Source organism: Mucilaginibacter defluvii, assembly GCF_039543225.1.
Taxonomy (GTDB): domain Bacteria; phylum Bacteroidota; class Bacteroidia; order Sphingobacteriales; family Sphingobacteriaceae; genus Mucilaginibacter; species Mucilaginibacter defluvii.
On sequence record NZ_BAABJI010000002.1, the window covers coordinates 60,552 to 74,485 of the forward strand.

Consider the following 13,934-nt stretch of genomic DNA (forward strand, 5'->3'; position numbering starts at 1 on the left):
AATTAGTCTGCTGAAGACACATCTTTTTTATCACCCGCGTTAGTGAAATCTGCTGAGCTTACATCCTTTTTGTCGCCCGCTTTAGCATCTGCTGAAGACACATCTTTTTTATCGCCTGCTTTATTTTCGGTTGCTGCTACTGAAGAGAATATGGTTGAAAGAACTAATGCTGCTGCTATGATTGACTTTTTCATGATCTGTATTTATTGGAGTTATTTGTTGTTGTGTGTTGATTATCTGTTACTTGCATTTTTTAATTAGTCTGCTGAAGACACATCTTTTTTGTCACCTGCTTTAGCGTCGGCACTGCTAACGTCTTTCTTGTCGCCCGCTTTGTAATCTGCTGAGGATACATCTTTTTTATCACCAGCATTGTTGTTGTTGGCTGATACTGAAGTAAATACTGTTACTAAAGCCAGTGCGCTTGCTAAGAATATCTTTTTCATGTTTGTATTTTTAAAATTTATGGTCTTTTATGTTGTAATTATTTTATATATGATAATATCTTATATTTCAATCGGCTGAACTGATATCATTCTTAAATCCAATCAGTACATGAAGAGGCGCCTGGGGTTTAGGCTCTTGCTTTTTTTGGCATGATGCTAAAGATCCACCTACCGCTATCAATACTACCCATGCTAACTTTTTCATGACAATAGTTTATTTAAAAAATTGTAATTCAGTATTTTAGTCGGCAACGCTTATATCCTTTTTAAAGCCTGCGAGCGTTTTAGCCGGCGCTTCTATACGCAGTTTAGTCTCTTTTTTGCAAGATGTAAGCGATGTAGTGCTTACTACGGCTATAGCTATTGCTAATGCGACCCTTTTCATATTGTTGCTTATTGAAATATGTATAACTAAATATTAGTCAGCTACGCTGATGTCCTTTTTGAACCCGCTCAGTTTGCTTAGCGAAGCACCTATATGCTCATCTTTTTGAGCGATTTTAGAATTGGCGTTTAAAGAAAATGAACCAATAACTAATAAAATTGCTGTAATAAAAAATAAAAATTTCATATAATTTATATTTTAATCTATAGTTAATATAATATTTATGTAAGTACCTTTTCGTTTTTTCGGTTCAGATTAAACGAACAACTTGCTTACCCCGCGGAGATGTTTCATTTAAACAAACCGCTGATATGGCTGCATATTTTTCTAAATATTATTTTATCATATAATGTGTTGTTAGTCAATTATTTAACAGTGGCAAATATACCTATGTTTACGCAATGCAGAAGAATTTTAAAAAAAAGTTTTCAACAAGGCTTTTATTGCTATTTTTATAACCTTCGGTATTAAAGGCCGTATAAGAGTGTTTGATGAATAAATACCTACTCTTTCTATTCCTGTTTACTTTTGGCTTTAACGTTTACGCATTCAGCTCGTCAAATGTTATGCTTCAGGATACCAGTGAGGTAATCAAATTCAATAAGCAGGGTTATGATAGCCGGCTTACCGATCCCGAGCAAACTTTGGCCAATGCCAACCGCGCGCTCGATCTCTCAAAAAAACTGAATTATGTACGTGGTATGGGCGAATCATACCGGGTACTTGGTATCGGATACTATTATTTAAATGAGGCTGAAAAATCAATCGATAACTACCTGAAGGCACTTGAATATTTCAAGCGTATAAACGACTTGCAGAGCGAAGCAAAGGTTTACAATAACATCGGTAACTTGTTTAGGGATAATGACTACGATCAGTCGCTCAATTACCTGAATAAATCGCTGGCTATAGCTTTAAAACTTAAGGATAGGGAACTGATTGCTTCGTTATACCTCAATATCGGTAACATTAAATACAGGCAAAAAAGCTTTAACCAGGCGCTCGACTATTATAACCGCAGCAGTGTTATTTTCTCTGAGCTGCAGGACACGGTTAACATCATCAAGTGCATACAAAACAAGGGTGTAATCTATTTTTATTTAAATGATTATGCAAGGTCCGAGAAATTGCTGCTACAGGCCAATGAGGCCGCCAAGCGGCATGATCTGAACCAGACCGTTGCCAGTATTAACCTTACGCTTGCTTCGTTATATATAGCTAAGGATAAATTCGCAGATGCGGTAAGGGTAGTAGAAGAGGGAAAAACCTATTCCAATATCATTAAGGATCAAAAACTGATTTATGATTACGAATACACCAATTACCAGTTAGAGTATAAGCGCCGAAATTATGAAAAAGCCTTACGTTATCTTCAGGCTATCTATCGTCAGGACAGTACTCTGCACAAGTCTAACGAGTCGACCAAAATCAACCTGATACAAAAGCAGTTTGAACAAGCCGAAACAGAGCGTAAAGCAGCCTTGTTGTTACAAAGGCAGGCGTATGATAAACAACGTTTTTTTGGAGTTACTATAGTGGCCATACTATTACTTGTAGTAGTGGGCTTGCTGGTTGGTAACGTTAAGCGTAAAGCCAAAACCAATACGCAGCTTACAGAGTTGAATGCAGAGGTGTCTAAACAAAAAGACAACCTAGACAGGATAAACCATCACCTGGAAGAAATTATTGACGAGCGCACGAAAGATTTACAAGTTAAAAACCGCAAGCTTTCCGAATATTCATCCTATTTATCACATCAGATACGCGGGCCCATAGCTACGCTTAAAGGACTGATGAACCTGGAGCGTGAAGGGCTGGTGGCGCAAGACGAATGTATCAGAATGATGGATAAATGTGTAACGGATATTGATTCAAGGATTATCGAGATGAGCGATATGCTGCATAACCCGGCTAAGGATGCGCTCGATTAAGGCCAGTTAGGGTAAATGCGCGCTTCAAATAACCCCAGATAACTGCAATACCAGGATATCATCTGCAAAATCAGCAGTTCACGGTGCTTTTTATAGCCCTTGGTTTCAAAGGCTAAAACCTCGTCATTCGCGGTAACAAAAAAACGCATTTCGCCTTTGCTGGGTTTGAATTTCGATTTCAGCACATCGAATACCCTTACTTTTAACTTACTCGCCGGATCGTGAATAATTCCACCGTCTACGGTTTCGTGGTTAGCTATTGATATAAGGTAGTTTGACATCGTTATCGTAATTTTGGTAAATCGATACAATATTCAAACCAAAACTAATTATACAAACAGTTTTTACCCGCTTATAAGCAATACGAATTAATTTTTGTTCGTTTTAGCATATGAATTAACCTGGGCTTAAAAAGCAAAATGCCCTGCTTCGTTTAAAAACAGGGCATTTTGTAGACATTTATAAACAATATCAGGCTTTGGCGCGCAATTCCTCATATAGAAGGATTACTTTACGTTGCAACGTAGCTATCTCTGTTTCGCGTTCGAGCAACTTTTTTTGCGCTACGCTGAGATTTGATGGTTCAGGTTCCGTTTCTTCAATATCACTCGCCAGCAGGTAAACTACCGCTACCTCAAATATATTGGCAATTTGTTCAAGGCGCGAAAGGTTAATATCGGTAACGCCTGTTTCAATTTTTGAAAAGGCAGGTATTGATATGCCCAGCCTATTGGCTACGTCTTCCTGACTCCAGCCACGCTGATGACGCAGTATACGGATGTTTTTTCCGATTGACTTGTTTGTTTTCTTTTTCTCGATCATACCTAATATATCTCAACAGTTAATAGGGGAAATGGTGATTTTACTTATATATTATTATAGTTCAAACGCAATGCCATATTAAAAAAGAGGCATTATTTAACTAAAATGTAACTCTTGCTTAAGCTGTTGTTCCCCAATTGTAGATATTATTCTACAAATATGGGAAATATGAGATATATTTTTCTTTAGTTTAAAACGTGTAGTTTTGCGAATTTTAGTAAAAGCTGCTTTTGGCCAACTTCTTTAAAAAATATTGTGGCTTTTACGTCGGGCTTATTACCTTCAAGGCTAATCACTTTACCAAAACCAAAGCGTTCATGCTCAACTTCCATGCCTACTTGCAGGTTTGATGTGTCCGAAGGTTTAAAATCTGGTGATGGCACGTGCGCCTTCGCCAAAACCGAAGTGGTTTTAACCGGTGCTGAAGCCGGTTTAGGCTTTGAGAAAGTATCGCCTCCGCCACGGCTCCAGGCTGCGCGTTCATTACCGAATGATCCAGGTGACGGTTGCGGTTTGGCTGTAAAATCCAGCTCCAGATATTTTGCATCAATTTCATCCAAAAAGCGGCTCGGCTCGCAATTAATCAGTGTGCCGAATTTAAAACGCGAAGTTGCGTAACTGATGGTGAGTTTATGCTCAGCACGCGTAATGGCAACGTAAAACAGGCGGCGTTCCTCTTCCAAATCGCTGCGCGAGTTGAGAGACATTTGCGAAGGGAACAGGTTTTCTTCCAACCCCACTACATGCACGTTCTGGAATTCAAGCCCCTTTGACGAGTGGATAGTCATGAGCGAAACGGTATCGGCATCCTTGTTCTTATCGTTATCATCATTGGTAAGCAAGGCCACATCCTGCATAAATACGTCAAGCCCGCGCTCTTCTATATCCTCCCGCTCCTGGAACTCCTTGATGCCATTCAATAATTCCTGAATGTTCTCGTAACGGTTTAATCCTTCTACCGATTTATCTTCATACAAATCCTTTAACACACCCGAATGCTGCGCGATGTGCAGGGCGGCATCATAAGCCAGTTGGTTTTTAGCAATTACCTGGAAACTCTGGATCATGGTAGCGAAGTTGGCCAGCGATGCAGGTGTTTTGTCGATGTATTGGGTAGGGGCGAGGATCACTTCCCATGGCGTAATCTGGTTTTTGTCGGCGGCCAATATGATCTTATCCACGGTGGTATCACCAATGCCACGTTTAGGGTAGTTAATCACGCGTTTTAGCGCTTCCTCATCGTTTGGGTTAAAGGTTAGCCTGAAATAAGCGATCAGGTCCTTTATCTCTTTACGCTGATAGAACGACAGGCCGCCATATATCTTGTAAGGTATATTCAGTTTGCGCAAACCTTCCTCCATCGAGCGCGATTGCGCGTTGGTGCGGTAAAGTATAGCAAAATCATTCCATTTAAGCCCATTGGTGGTGCGGCGCTGCATAATTTCTTCAGCAATGATTTTGCCTTCCTCGTTATCGCTGAAAGCGCGTATCACCTTTATCTTATCGCCGGTTTCTTTTTCAGAGAATACGTTTTTCTTTAATTGCTCTTTATTGTTGGCGATAATGCTATTGGCAACGTTTACTATATTTTGTGTAGAGCGGTAGTTTTGCTCCAGCTTAAATACTTTCAGATCCGGATAATCCTTTTCAAAGTTGAGGATGTTCTGGATATTTGCACCCCGAAAGGCGTAGATACTTTGCGCATCATCACCTACAACACACAGGTTCTCGTTAACAGCGGCCAGTTTTTTCACGATCAGGTACTGCGAAAAGTTGGTATCCTGATACTCATCCACCATCAGGTATTTAAATTTATGCTGATACTTGTTCAGCACGTCAGCATGATCGCGCAGCAGTTCATTGGTTTTAAACAAAAGATCATCAAAATCCATCGCCCCTGCACGGAAGCATCTTTTAGCATAATTTTCATACACTTTGCCCAAATGACCGCGGCCACTGCTAAAATCATCAGCCTGTATCTGCGCGTTCTGCTGGTAATCCATCCACGATACCAGGTTGTTTTTGGCTGCTGATATGCGGTTGTATACAAAATTTGCATTATACAGCTTATCGTCAAGGTTCATCTCTTTCAGGATGGCACGCAAAACGCTCTTACTGTCGTCGGTATCGTAAATGGTAAAGTTGTTAGGATAGCCGATTTTGTCGGCCTCAACCCGTAAAATTTTAGCGAACACCGAGTGGAAGGTACCCATCCAGATGTTTTTGGCATCAGGGCCAACCAGGTTGTTGATACGCTCGCGCATCTCCTTGGCAGCCTTATTGGTAAAGGTTAACACCAATATATTAAAGGCATCAACGCCCTTATTGATAAGGTGTGCCACCCTGAAAGTAATTACACGGGTTTTGCCTGAGCCGGCACCCGCTATAATCATTACCGGCCCCTCGGTTTGCTCAACCGCCGCACGTTGTTCCCTGTTTAATCCCGCTAAATAATCCAATGCTAACCCTCTCTTTTTTACCAGGGCGAAATTAGGGTTTTAGGCCGAAAGCTGAAAGCAGCGGTAGTCATGCTTTTTACACATTGTATTATAGTTGGTTTTATTAATAATGATTCTAAATAGCATATATCCCCTACAATAAACTTTATTAGCCGCCCGTTTCGTATTTTTGTAACCTCGAATTACAAAGTGTAAACCGCAAATGAAAAAAAGTTCAATTTTCGGAATAATCATTATAGCCATTGCCATTGCAGTGGTTATCAGTACTTATTCAAATTCAAGTACATACGGTACCTTTACTGAGGCTACCGAAACCAAGGCCGAACTGCATGTGGTGGGCCAGCTTAATAAAGGCAAGGAGCTGTATTACGATGCCACCAAGGATGCCAACTATTTTTCGTTTTTTATGAAGGATAAGGACGGTAAGGAATGTAAGGTGATCTTCACCGGAACCAAACCGCAGGATTTTGAGCGTTCGGAGCAGTTGGTACTTACCGGCAAAATGCAGGGTAACGAGTTTCATGCCTCAAAAATTTTGATGAAATGCCCGTCGAAGTATAACGACAATAAACTGAATGTGGCCGAGGCTACACCAAAAACCGCTACCCTCTAATTTTTTTTGACGCTATAGTTTAATGGATATTGCTTTTAAGAATGAACATTTATTTGTTGGCGATTTAGGACGTTTATTTGTTGCGCTGGCATTCGGCGGTGCGCTTATATCTTTCATCAGTTACTTTTTTGCAGCCCGAGAAGAGGGCTTGAACAAGGATACATCATGGTACAAACTGGCGCGTGTGGGCTTTTGGCTTAACTCGCTGGCTATTGTGGGCATGGGTGTATGCCTTTTCATGATATTGTATAACCATTACTTTGAGTATCACTACGCATGGTCGTACACCTCACGCTCGCTGCCGGTATACTATTTAATATCAGGTTTTTGGAACGGGCAGGAGGGCGGCTTTTTGTTATGGATGTTCTGGCAGGCGGTATTGGGCAACATCCTGATACGTAAGGCTGGTTCATGGGAAAAGCCGGTGATGACGGTGATTGCCCTTTCGCAAGCCATACTGGGTACCATGGTGCTGGGTATTGATCTGTTTGGCGCACGTATTGGCAGCTCACCATTTTTGCTACTGCGTAATGCGATGGAGGGGCCGATATTCCAGAACCCGGATTATCTGTCGTTTATAAAAGATGGCCGCGGCATGAACCCTACGCTGCAAAACTACTGGATGGTAATACACCCGCCAACGCTGTTTTTAGGCTTTGCATCGGTAGTAGTACCGTTTGCTTATGCTATTGCCGGTTTATGGCAAAAGCGATATAAAGATTGGGTGAAACCAGCCTTATCTTATGGCTTATTTTCAGCCATGATATTAGGTACAGGGATCATCATGGGTGCTTTTTGGGCGTATGAATCATTGAACTTTGGTGGCTTTTGGGCATGGGACCCGGTGGAAAACGCCTCGGTATTCCCATGGTTAACCCTGGTAGCTGCCCTGCACGTTATGATCGTGTTTAAAAATACCGGTCATTCCTACTTTACCGCTACGTTTTTAGTGCTGATAAGCTTTGTGCTGGTATGGTATTCATCATTCCTGGCGCGTAGTGGCATACTGGGCGAATCATCAGTACACTCATTTACTGATCTGGGTATGTTCTGGCACCTGGTGCTGGCCATCATTATATTCCTGGTGCTGTCGGTTTACTTTTTGGTGGTGCGCTGGAAGGAACTGCCGATCACGAAAAAAGATGAAGATACCTATTCTCGCGAGTTCTGGATGTTTGTGGGTGCGGTATTCTTGGCGCTGGCTTGCTTTCACCTGATCGTTGTTACATCGTTCCCGGTATGGAATAAAATGTTTGGTACTGAACTTGCCCCGCCTACCAACGTAGTAAAACATTATAACATTATACAGGCAGCGTTTGCCGTGGTAATTATGTTTTTTACAGGACTAACGCAGTTTTTAAAGTACAAAAAAACTGCTTCAAACACGTTTGTGGTAGCCAATTTTATATACCTCGGTTTTGCCGCGTTGCTTACTGTTCTGTTGTATTTTGTTGCCGGTTTAAGTAAGCTGGAATATCTTTATCTGGTAGTAATATTTACATCGCTATACAGCATTATGGCTAATGGTAAAATATTAGCAGAAGCTGCGAAAGGTAAATTTAAGCTGGCCGGTTCGGCAGTGGCGCATATTGGTTTCGGGTTGATGCTGGTAGGGGCGGTAATAGCAGCCGGAACCAGTAAGGTGGTATCTGAAAACAATACCGGCGAACAATACAGCGCCGAGTTTGCCAAAGAGGAAAACCCGCGAGAAAATGTATTACTTTACCGCAACGAGCCTATTGAGATGAATGGCTACTCGGTAACGTTTTTGGGCGATACCATTGAAGGCGCGCAGCACCTGTTCAATATATTGTATGAGCGTAAGGATAAAGACGGTAAGCTGGTAGAGAAATTTGTGCTTCGCCCTAACGTAATACAGTCGCAGGATGGTATGTCGTCGTCTCCAGACACTAAACACTACCTGACGTATGACCTGTACACCCACGTTACGATGACCAACGTGTTGCAAAGCAAGCCGGAAGAAGAAAAAGCCGGACATGAGGAGCAGCAGGATGAGGATAAAAATTACGATGCACCAATGGCGCACGAGGTAAGCATTGGCGATACCATCCGCTACCGCGACGGCGTTATCGTGTTTAAAGGGGTAAACAAGGATGCTAAGTTGCAAAACATCCCGATTACGGATAAGGATGTTGCCATAGGCGCGCAACTGGAAGTACTTACCCACGGGCGCACCATCAATGCGGAACCTATTTACCTGATCAAAAACGGCAGCGCATTCGATTTCCCGAAAAAGTTGGAGGATGCAGGCCTGAAACTCCGCGTTACCAAAATATTGCCGGAGAAACAGAAGTTTGAGATAACCGTATATCAGCAACCTGAAAGCAAAAAGAAATTCATTGTGCTGAAGGCGATACAATTCCCGTACATTAACTTTTTATGGGCTGGTGTGGTCATAATGGTTATCGGTTTCCTGATGTCTATCTTCCGCAGAAATAAGGAGCTTAAAACAACCTAAATGTTTTTTGACGCCGACGAGCACAAGTATAATTTAAGGCAGGATGGTTTTACCATGCTGCCTTTGGTTTTTACAACCGATGAAGTAAAAGCTATTGAGCGATGTATTGCTAATGCTGATAATTCGGGAGTAAACTTTCGTAAAACGGCTGACCTGTTCGCTATACGTCGCTTTTTTAGCGAGGTGCCTGACGTATTGCCATTGGTGGTGAACGATAAGCTAAAAGCCATAGTTCGGAAACTTTTCGGCAGCGATTATTTCGTTGTTAAAAGTATTTATTTTGATAAGCCCGGCAATTCCAACTGGTTCGTAGCCTATCATCAGGATCTGACCATCGCGGTTAAAGAAAAGCAGCCGACGGATGGTTATACTAACTGGACCGTTAAGCAGGGCCAATATGCTGTGCAGCCTCCAATTGAGGTACTCGAAAATATCTTCACTGTACGCATTCATCTTGATGATACAGATGCGGATAATGGCGCGCTTAAAGTGATCGCCGCCTCGCACATTAAAGGCATTTGTCGCCCAGAAAATATTGATTGGGAGAACGACCGCGAATATATTTGCGAAGTACCCGCGGGAGGCGTAATGATCATGAAGCCGCTGTTACTCCATGCCTCCAACCGTACAACAAATAACAACAACCGCCGGGTGATACACATTGAATTCAGCAGTTTGACATTGCCGGATGAATTGCAATGGGCTGAACGGATAGAAGTTATTTAGCGATAGTTCCTGTTTTTATTCCAAGGCTGATGAAGTACTTTTTTAACAGCTCGTATTTTTGTGTACATATATCACCAATACTGATCTTGTCTGATTGAGAAGCATAGTTGTTGCACTCAAAGCATATTTCCAGGCAATCATATATCTTGCCTTGTTTGTTGATAAATACAAAGGCGTTTCTGGGCGAAAAACAGCCGCCTTCAGAAAACTCATTAAGGCCTTCTACTTTATAGCCGGTATTGTACAAAAGATCCGTCAGCTTATCAATTTGTTTAGAAGTTAGCTTTTTGATCTCAACAAGGTGAGTTGTATCTAAAACGCCATTAACTATTCTTATGCCATTCCCTGTTGTTTCTTTTTTTGTTTTAGGTTTATGCGAAACACTATCCGGCGTGTCGTAATTGATGTCTGCATCCACATTATTATAGTAGTGGTAGGATATAGCCAATACCTTCGCCGCTTTATCAAAAGGATACATGCCTAGTCGCTTAGTTAGGGTATAACGGTTACGTAGCAGGCAATCGTCATGCTCCGGCCTCCAATTATTTAATTGTTCTAAAGTTGTAAGGTTACGCTTTTTTGTTTGCTTAGACGTTCTCTTCGATTGTGCCTGGCAGGCAACAGAAAGAGCAATAAATATCAGTGTGGCGGTAAGCAGGTTCTTCATAGCTTATTCACTTTTCCTTATTTGAGTGCCGGTTTTAAATCCTAACTCAGCAAAATACCTTCGTAGCATTTCATACTTTTGGTTGCAATAAGCGCCGGTGCCAAATTTTTCAGACTGAGATCTGTCTTGCAAACATTCAAAACATATTTGAAGATAATCGAACACTTTGCCATTCTTATCAAAAAAAACTAAGGCATTTCTCGGATTGAAACACGAATGGCCTAAGAAAGCATAATTGTGTATTACTCTCGTGCGGTAGTTATAAAATATAGAAGTTAGGGAGTCGATTTGAGATTGAGTTAATACTTTTTCCTCTCTAAGTGCGGTATGGTCCAATTTGCCGTTTTTAACAAATAGCCCTGTACGTGTATCTTCATACCTTATGCTGGTATCAACGTCAGCGCTATCTATTGTGACAGGCAAGTTGATGGGCATTTCGTATGAAACAGCTAGTATTTTTGTCGCTTTTGAGTACGGATAAAACTTACGCCTTTGCGCTACGGTATATTTATTTATAAACTTACAATCATCATAGTATCGTTTATTGTCGGGTAATGAACGCCCGATGGCAGGGTATTTATAACCTTTATGTTTCTTTTTAGCCTTAGTTTGCCCTGCGGCAAAGTAGGCGGGTAGTAGCGCGATTATTATGATAAGCAGGTTCTTCATTCTCTAAATATCCAATTAAAATATCATCCTGCAAAACCAAACCCTTAGCTTTGTAGCATGCGTATTACCATTACCGGGTCGGGCAATGTGGCTACACACATGGCCGCGGCTTTTAAAAACGCGGGCCACCGTATTGTGCAGGTTTATAGCCCAACCATGCAGAACGCCGCCCTATTGGCTTACCATGTAGGGGCGGAGGCTATTGATGATATGGCCGCCATCAACACCGAAACAGATCTGTTTATAATCGCTGTAAAGGATGATGCCATTATGGATGTGGCCAAGCAACTGGCTCCGTATAATAAGCTCATGGTGCATACCTCGGGTGCTACCAGTATTTCGGCACTGGAAATATTTACCAATAACTGCGGCGTGTTTTACCCACTGCAAACCTTCAGCAAGATCCGCGAACTCAATTTTTTGAACGTGCCGCTATGCATCGAGGGGGCGGATGATGATATAACCAAACAACTGCAACAGCTTGCCCAAACCATTAGCAACAAGGTCTACAAAGTAAGTACGGGTCAGCGCAAAATATTGCATCTGGCAGCCGTGTTCGCTTGTAATTTCCCTAACTATCTATACCACGTTGCCGAACAGTTGCTCAACCAAAATCAATTGGATTTTGATATCATCAGGCCGTTAATTGATGAAACGGCGGAAAAGGTGCAGCATACATCGCCTGCAAAAGTACAAACCGGCCCGGCGGTACGCGGCGATCAAAAAACCATGCAGGCGCATTTGGAGCTGTTAGATAATAATGCTGACTTACAGGCCGTTTACCGCATGCTAAGTCAGGCCATTATCAAAATGGATAAATCAGAATAACTACACCGCTAATTTTGTTACTTTTGCCCAAATGAATGTTTTTAAAGTAAAGATAAACTTTGAGGAGAAGGACCATCAGACCATCGAACTCCCGATAGCCGAAGGCGAATCGGTACTGGATGTTTGTTTGGAGAACGGGATTGAGCTTCAGCATAACTGCGGCGGCGTTTGCGGGTGCAGTACCTGCCACATATACGTAAACAAAGGCATGGATAACGTGCAGGAAATATCAGACAAGGAAGAGGATTTTATTGACCGCGCGGTAAACCCACGCATCAACTCACGCCTGGGCTGCCAATGCGTTATTATTGATGGCGATATTGAAGTTACCCTGCCCGATCAATCACAATTTTTAGGACACTAATAGTACCCACTATACCGATATGACACAAGATAAATTTGCTTTGCCTATTAACTGGAACGAATATGAAGACATAGCCATGGGACTTTACGAAAAGTTTGGCGATGATTTCACCGAGGCGAAAATTTACCGAATACGTTTTACCGATTTGCTGGAGTGGGTATTAACCCTGCCAAACTTTGCCGGTACCCGCGAAGAAGCTAACGAAGGCCACCTGGAGCAGATTCAGTCGGCCTGGGTGTACGAATGGCGCGATAACCAATAAGCACACGGCATGGAGAGTTTTTTAACCAGGCTTAAAGATATTACCACCTTTATTTTTGATGTTGACGGTGTACTGACCGACGGCTCCGTATTTGTTGCCGATAACGGTGAGCAAACCCGTGCCTTTAATATTAAGGATGGTTATGCCCTACAATTAGCGGTTAAGCTGGGTTATAATGTATGCGCTATATCCGGTAGTCGTTCAAAAAGTATTATCCACCGTCTAAATAGTTTGGGTATAACTGACGTTTACATCGGTGCCCGTAACAAGGATGAGCGCTTTAAGCTATACCTGGAAGAGAAACGCATAAAAGCGACCAACGTAATTTATGTAGGCGATGATATTCCGGATTTGACGGTGATACAATTGGCCGGGTTGCGTGTTTGCCCAGCTGATGCTGTTGAAGAGATTAAGGCCGTGTGCGATTATGTTTCGCCTATACCAGGCGGCAAAGGATGCGCCCGCGACGTGATAGAAAAAGTACTCAAAGTACAAGGCAAATGGATGAACGCCGAAGCGTATAGCTGGTAATTTAGTCCATGGTTCATGGTCGATAGATCATAGTAAGAGAAACGCGGGACGTTTATTTAGATAAATTAAAATACCATCGACTATGGTCTGTTGATTATAGGCCAACAAATCACCATGGACTATGGTCCATCGTCCATCAACTAAAAGTATGAGCAAATTTCCTCCCGTAATATTGGCTTCCAAATCACCTCGCAGACAACAGTTGTTGCAACTGATGGATGTTGATTTTCGTGTGGTGTTGAAAGAAGTGGACGAGAGTTTTCCTGAAGGGCTAACACCTGAGGAAGTTGCCGTATACATCGCTACCCAAAAAGCCGAAGCCTTTGACGAAGATGTTACCGACGAGGTAGTACTCACCGCAGATACTATTGTAACACTTGACGGTGAGATAATAGGTAAACCTGAATCGGCCGAGCAGGCAGTGGAGATGCTTAAAAAACTATCGGGCAGGGTACACCGCGTGGTTACGGGTGTGTGCCTGTTTTACAAAGGAGAGTACAACAAATTTTTTGATGTAAGCGAGGTTTTCTTCCGCAAGCTGACTGATGACGAGATACAAAGTTATGTAGACGACTATCAGCCACTGGACAAAGCCGGATCATACGGTATTCAGGAGCGTATTGGCCTGATCGGCATCGAGCGCATCAATGGCTCATACACCAACGTGGTTGGCCTGCCTACCGAAAAGGTTTACCAGCAATTATTACGATTGGTTTAAACCTGCCGGAAATTTGTATTTTGCCGTAAAAACC

General features: G+C 42.2%; 19 protein-coding genes. 9 read left to right on the top strand and 10 right to left on the bottom strand.

Translation table 11 applies throughout. From position 1 onward, the window contains the following. Positions 1 to 2: 2 nt before the first annotated feature. The 5 genes from ABD960_RS06535 to ABD960_RS06555 all read right to left on the bottom strand — a co-directional run bounded on the left by ABD960_RS06535 (position 3) and on the right by ABD960_RS06555 (position 1,017). The gene (locus tag ABD960_RS06535; RefSeq protein ID WP_345330133.1) at positions 3 to 194 is read right to left on the bottom strand and encodes a hypothetical protein; all 192 of its coding nucleotides are present in this window, start codon (positions 192 to 194) and stop codon (positions 3 to 5) included. A gap of 63 nt (positions 195 to 257) precedes the next feature. Further along, on the bottom strand, positions 258 to 446 hold the full coding sequence (locus ABD960_RS06540; protein WP_345330134.1) for a hypothetical protein: 189 nt from the start codon (positions 444 to 446) through the stop codon (positions 258 to 260). A gap of 67 nt (positions 447 to 513) precedes the next feature. After that, a complete protein-coding gene (locus ABD960_RS06545) occupies positions 514 to 651 on the bottom strand; it encodes a hypothetical protein (RefSeq protein ID WP_345330135.1) in 138 nt (45 codons plus the stop codon). 36 nt (positions 652 to 687) lie between these two features. Beyond that, entirely contained in the window at positions 688 to 831 is a 144-nt protein-coding gene (locus ABD960_RS06550) for a hypothetical protein (protein ID WP_345330136.1), read from the bottom strand. Positions 832 to 864: 33 nt separating this feature from the next. Next, positions 865 to 1,017: a hypothetical protein gene (locus ABD960_RS06555; protein WP_345330137.1), complete on the bottom strand. Its 153-nt coding sequence runs from the start codon at positions 1,015 to 1,017 to the stop codon at positions 865 to 867. 305 nt (positions 1,018 to 1,322) lie between these two features. Here ABD960_RS06555 and ABD960_RS06560 point away from each other — a divergent pair, with 305 nt between their 5' ends. After that, positions 1,323 to 2,762 (top strand): tetratricopeptide repeat protein, encoded by a 1,440-nt coding sequence (locus ABD960_RS06560; RefSeq protein ID WP_345330138.1) that lies wholly within the window; start codon positions 1,323 to 1,325, stop codon positions 2,760 to 2,762. On the opposite strand, the gene ABD960_RS06565 is transcribed toward ABD960_RS06560, so the two are convergent. The 3 genes from ABD960_RS06565 to ABD960_RS06575 all read right to left on the bottom strand — a co-directional run bounded on the left by ABD960_RS06565 (position 2,759) and on the right by ABD960_RS06575 (position 6,043). Then, positions 2,759 to 3,043 (bottom strand): hypothetical protein, encoded by a 285-nt coding sequence (locus tag ABD960_RS06565; RefSeq protein WP_345330139.1) that lies wholly within the window; start codon positions 3,041 to 3,043, stop codon positions 2,759 to 2,761. The two genes, ABD960_RS06560 and ABD960_RS06565, sit on opposite strands and share 4 nt — an antisense overlap. Before the next feature lie 190 nt (positions 3,044 to 3,233). Continuing rightward, positions 3,234 to 3,584 (bottom strand): helix-turn-helix domain-containing protein, encoded by a 351-nt coding sequence (locus ABD960_RS06570; protein WP_345330140.1) that lies wholly within the window; start codon positions 3,582 to 3,584, stop codon positions 3,234 to 3,236. 185 nt (positions 3,585 to 3,769) lie between these two features. After that, entirely contained in the window at positions 3,770 to 6,043 is a 2,274-nt protein-coding gene (locus ABD960_RS06575; RefSeq protein ID WP_345330141.1) for an ATP-dependent helicase, read from the bottom strand. A 202-nt stretch (positions 6,044 to 6,245) separates the two neighbouring features. Here ABD960_RS06575 and ABD960_RS06580 point away from each other — a divergent pair, with 202 nt between their 5' ends. The 3 genes from ABD960_RS06580 to ABD960_RS06590 are packed head-to-tail and all read left to right on the top strand — an operon-like array spanning position 6,246 to position 9,861. Continuing rightward, a complete protein-coding gene (locus tag ABD960_RS06580) occupies positions 6,246 to 6,656 on the top strand; it encodes a cytochrome c maturation protein CcmE domain-containing protein (protein WP_345330142.1) in 411 nt (136 codons plus the stop codon). Positions 6,657 to 6,678: 22 nt separating this feature from the next. Further along, entirely contained in the window at positions 6,679 to 9,135 is a 2,457-nt protein-coding gene (ccsA, locus tag ABD960_RS06585; RefSeq protein ID WP_345330143.1) for a cytochrome c biogenesis protein CcsA, read from the top strand. Continuing rightward, the gene (locus ABD960_RS06590; protein WP_345330144.1) at positions 9,136 to 9,861 is read left to right on the top strand and encodes a phytanoyl-CoA dioxygenase family protein; all 726 of its coding nucleotides are present in this window, start codon (positions 9,136 to 9,138) and stop codon (positions 9,859 to 9,861) included. It abuts the gene before it with no gap. Here the strand turns inward: ABD960_RS06590 and ABD960_RS06595 are convergent. Then, complete coding sequence (locus ABD960_RS06595; RefSeq protein WP_345330145.1) at positions 9,854 to 10,528, bottom strand: hypothetical protein; 675 nt, start codon at positions 10,526 to 10,528, stop codon at positions 9,854 to 9,856. The two genes, ABD960_RS06590 and ABD960_RS06595, sit on opposite strands and share 8 nt — an antisense overlap. A 3-nt stretch (positions 10,529 to 10,531) precedes the next feature. Next, positions 10,532 to 11,197 carry a hypothetical protein gene (locus ABD960_RS06600; RefSeq protein WP_345330146.1) on the bottom strand — a complete coding sequence of 222 codons (666 nt, stop codon included), beginning with the start codon at positions 11,195 to 11,197 and terminating at the stop codon, positions 10,532 to 10,534. 57 nt (positions 11,198 to 11,254) lie between these two features. On the opposite strand from ABD960_RS06600, the gene ABD960_RS06605 reads away from it, so the two are divergent. The 5 genes from ABD960_RS06605 (at position 11,255) to ABD960_RS06625 (ending at position 13,900) form a co-directional block, all read left to right on the top strand. Next, positions 11,255 to 12,025, top strand: a complete 771-nt coding sequence (locus tag ABD960_RS06605) for a Rossmann-like and DUF2520 domain-containing protein (protein ID WP_345330147.1) — start codon at positions 11,255 to 11,257, stop codon at positions 12,023 to 12,025. Between the two features lie 31 nt (positions 12,026 to 12,056). After that, positions 12,057 to 12,389, top strand: a complete 333-nt coding sequence (locus ABD960_RS06610; protein WP_345330148.1) for a 2Fe-2S iron-sulfur cluster-binding protein — start codon at positions 12,057 to 12,059, stop codon at positions 12,387 to 12,389. A 19-nt stretch (positions 12,390 to 12,408) separates the two neighbouring features. Beyond that, the gene (gene iscX / locus ABD960_RS06615; RefSeq protein WP_345330149.1) at positions 12,409 to 12,651 is read left to right on the top strand and encodes a Fe-S cluster assembly protein IscX; all 243 of its coding nucleotides are present in this window, start codon (positions 12,409 to 12,411) and stop codon (positions 12,649 to 12,651) included. Positions 12,652 to 12,660: 9 nt separating this feature from the next. Continuing rightward, positions 12,661 to 13,182 carry a KdsC family phosphatase gene (locus ABD960_RS06620; protein WP_345330150.1) on the top strand — a complete coding sequence of 174 codons (522 nt, stop codon included), beginning with the start codon at positions 12,661 to 12,663 and terminating at the stop codon, positions 13,180 to 13,182. 148 nt (positions 13,183 to 13,330) lie between these two features. Continuing rightward, entirely contained in the window at positions 13,331 to 13,900 is a 570-nt protein-coding gene (locus ABD960_RS06625) for a Maf family nucleotide pyrophosphatase (RefSeq protein WP_345330151.1), read from the top strand. Positions 13,901 to 13,934: the final 34 nt, after the last annotated feature.

Coding starts and splice junctions, on each gene's coding strand:
- ABD960_RS06535 (WP_345330133.1), bottom strand. CDS start 194: ATGAAAAAGTCAATCATAGCAGCAGCATTAGTTCTTTCAACCATATTC.
- ABD960_RS06540 (WP_345330134.1), bottom strand. CDS start 446: ATGAAAAAGATATTCTTAGCAAGCGCACTGGCTTTAGTAACAGTATTT.
- ABD960_RS06545 (WP_345330135.1), bottom strand. CDS start 651: ATGAAAAAGTTAGCATGGGTAGTATTGATAGCGGTAGGTGGATCTTTA.
- ABD960_RS06550 (WP_345330136.1), bottom strand. CDS start 831: ATGAAAAGGGTCGCATTAGCAATAGCTATAGCCGTAGTAAGCACTACA.
- ABD960_RS06555 (WP_345330137.1), bottom strand. CDS start 1,017: ATGAAATTTTTATTTTTTATTACAGCAATTTTATTAGTTATTGGTTCA.
- ABD960_RS06560 (WP_345330138.1), top strand. CDS start 1,323: ATGAATAAATACCTACTCTTTCTATTCCTGTTTACTTTTGGCTTTAAC.
- ABD960_RS06565 (WP_345330139.1), bottom strand. CDS start 3,043: ATGTCAAACTACCTTATATCAATAGCTAACCACGAAACCGTAGACGGT.
- ABD960_RS06570 (WP_345330140.1), bottom strand. CDS start 3,584: ATGATCGAGAAAAAGAAAACAAACAAGTCAATCGGAAAAAACATCCGT.
- ABD960_RS06580 (WP_345330142.1), top strand. CDS start 6,246: ATGAAAAAAAGTTCAATTTTCGGAATAATCATTATAGCCATTGCCATT.
- ccsA (WP_345330143.1), top strand. CDS start 6,679: ATGGATATTGCTTTTAAGAATGAACATTTATTTGTTGGCGATTTAGGA.
- ABD960_RS06590 (WP_345330144.1), top strand. CDS start 9,136: ATGTTTTTTGACGCCGACGAGCACAAGTATAATTTAAGGCAGGATGGT.
- ABD960_RS06595 (WP_345330145.1), bottom strand. CDS start 10,528: ATGAAGAACCTGCTTACCGCCACACTGATATTTATTGCTCTTTCTGTT.
- ABD960_RS06600 (WP_345330146.1), bottom strand. CDS start 11,197: ATGAAGAACCTGCTTATCATAATAATCGCGCTACTACCCGCCTACTTT.
- ABD960_RS06605 (WP_345330147.1), top strand. CDS start 11,255: ATGCGTATTACCATTACCGGGTCGGGCAATGTGGCTACACACATGGCC.
- ABD960_RS06610 (WP_345330148.1), top strand. CDS start 12,057: ATGAATGTTTTTAAAGTAAAGATAAACTTTGAGGAGAAGGACCATCAG.
- iscX (WP_345330149.1), top strand. CDS start 12,409: ATGACACAAGATAAATTTGCTTTGCCTATTAACTGGAACGAATATGAA.
- ABD960_RS06620 (WP_345330150.1), top strand. CDS start 12,661: ATGGAGAGTTTTTTAACCAGGCTTAAAGATATTACCACCTTTATTTTT.
- ABD960_RS06625 (WP_345330151.1), top strand. CDS start 13,331: ATGAGCAAATTTCCTCCCGTAATATTGGCTTCCAAATCACCTCGCAGA.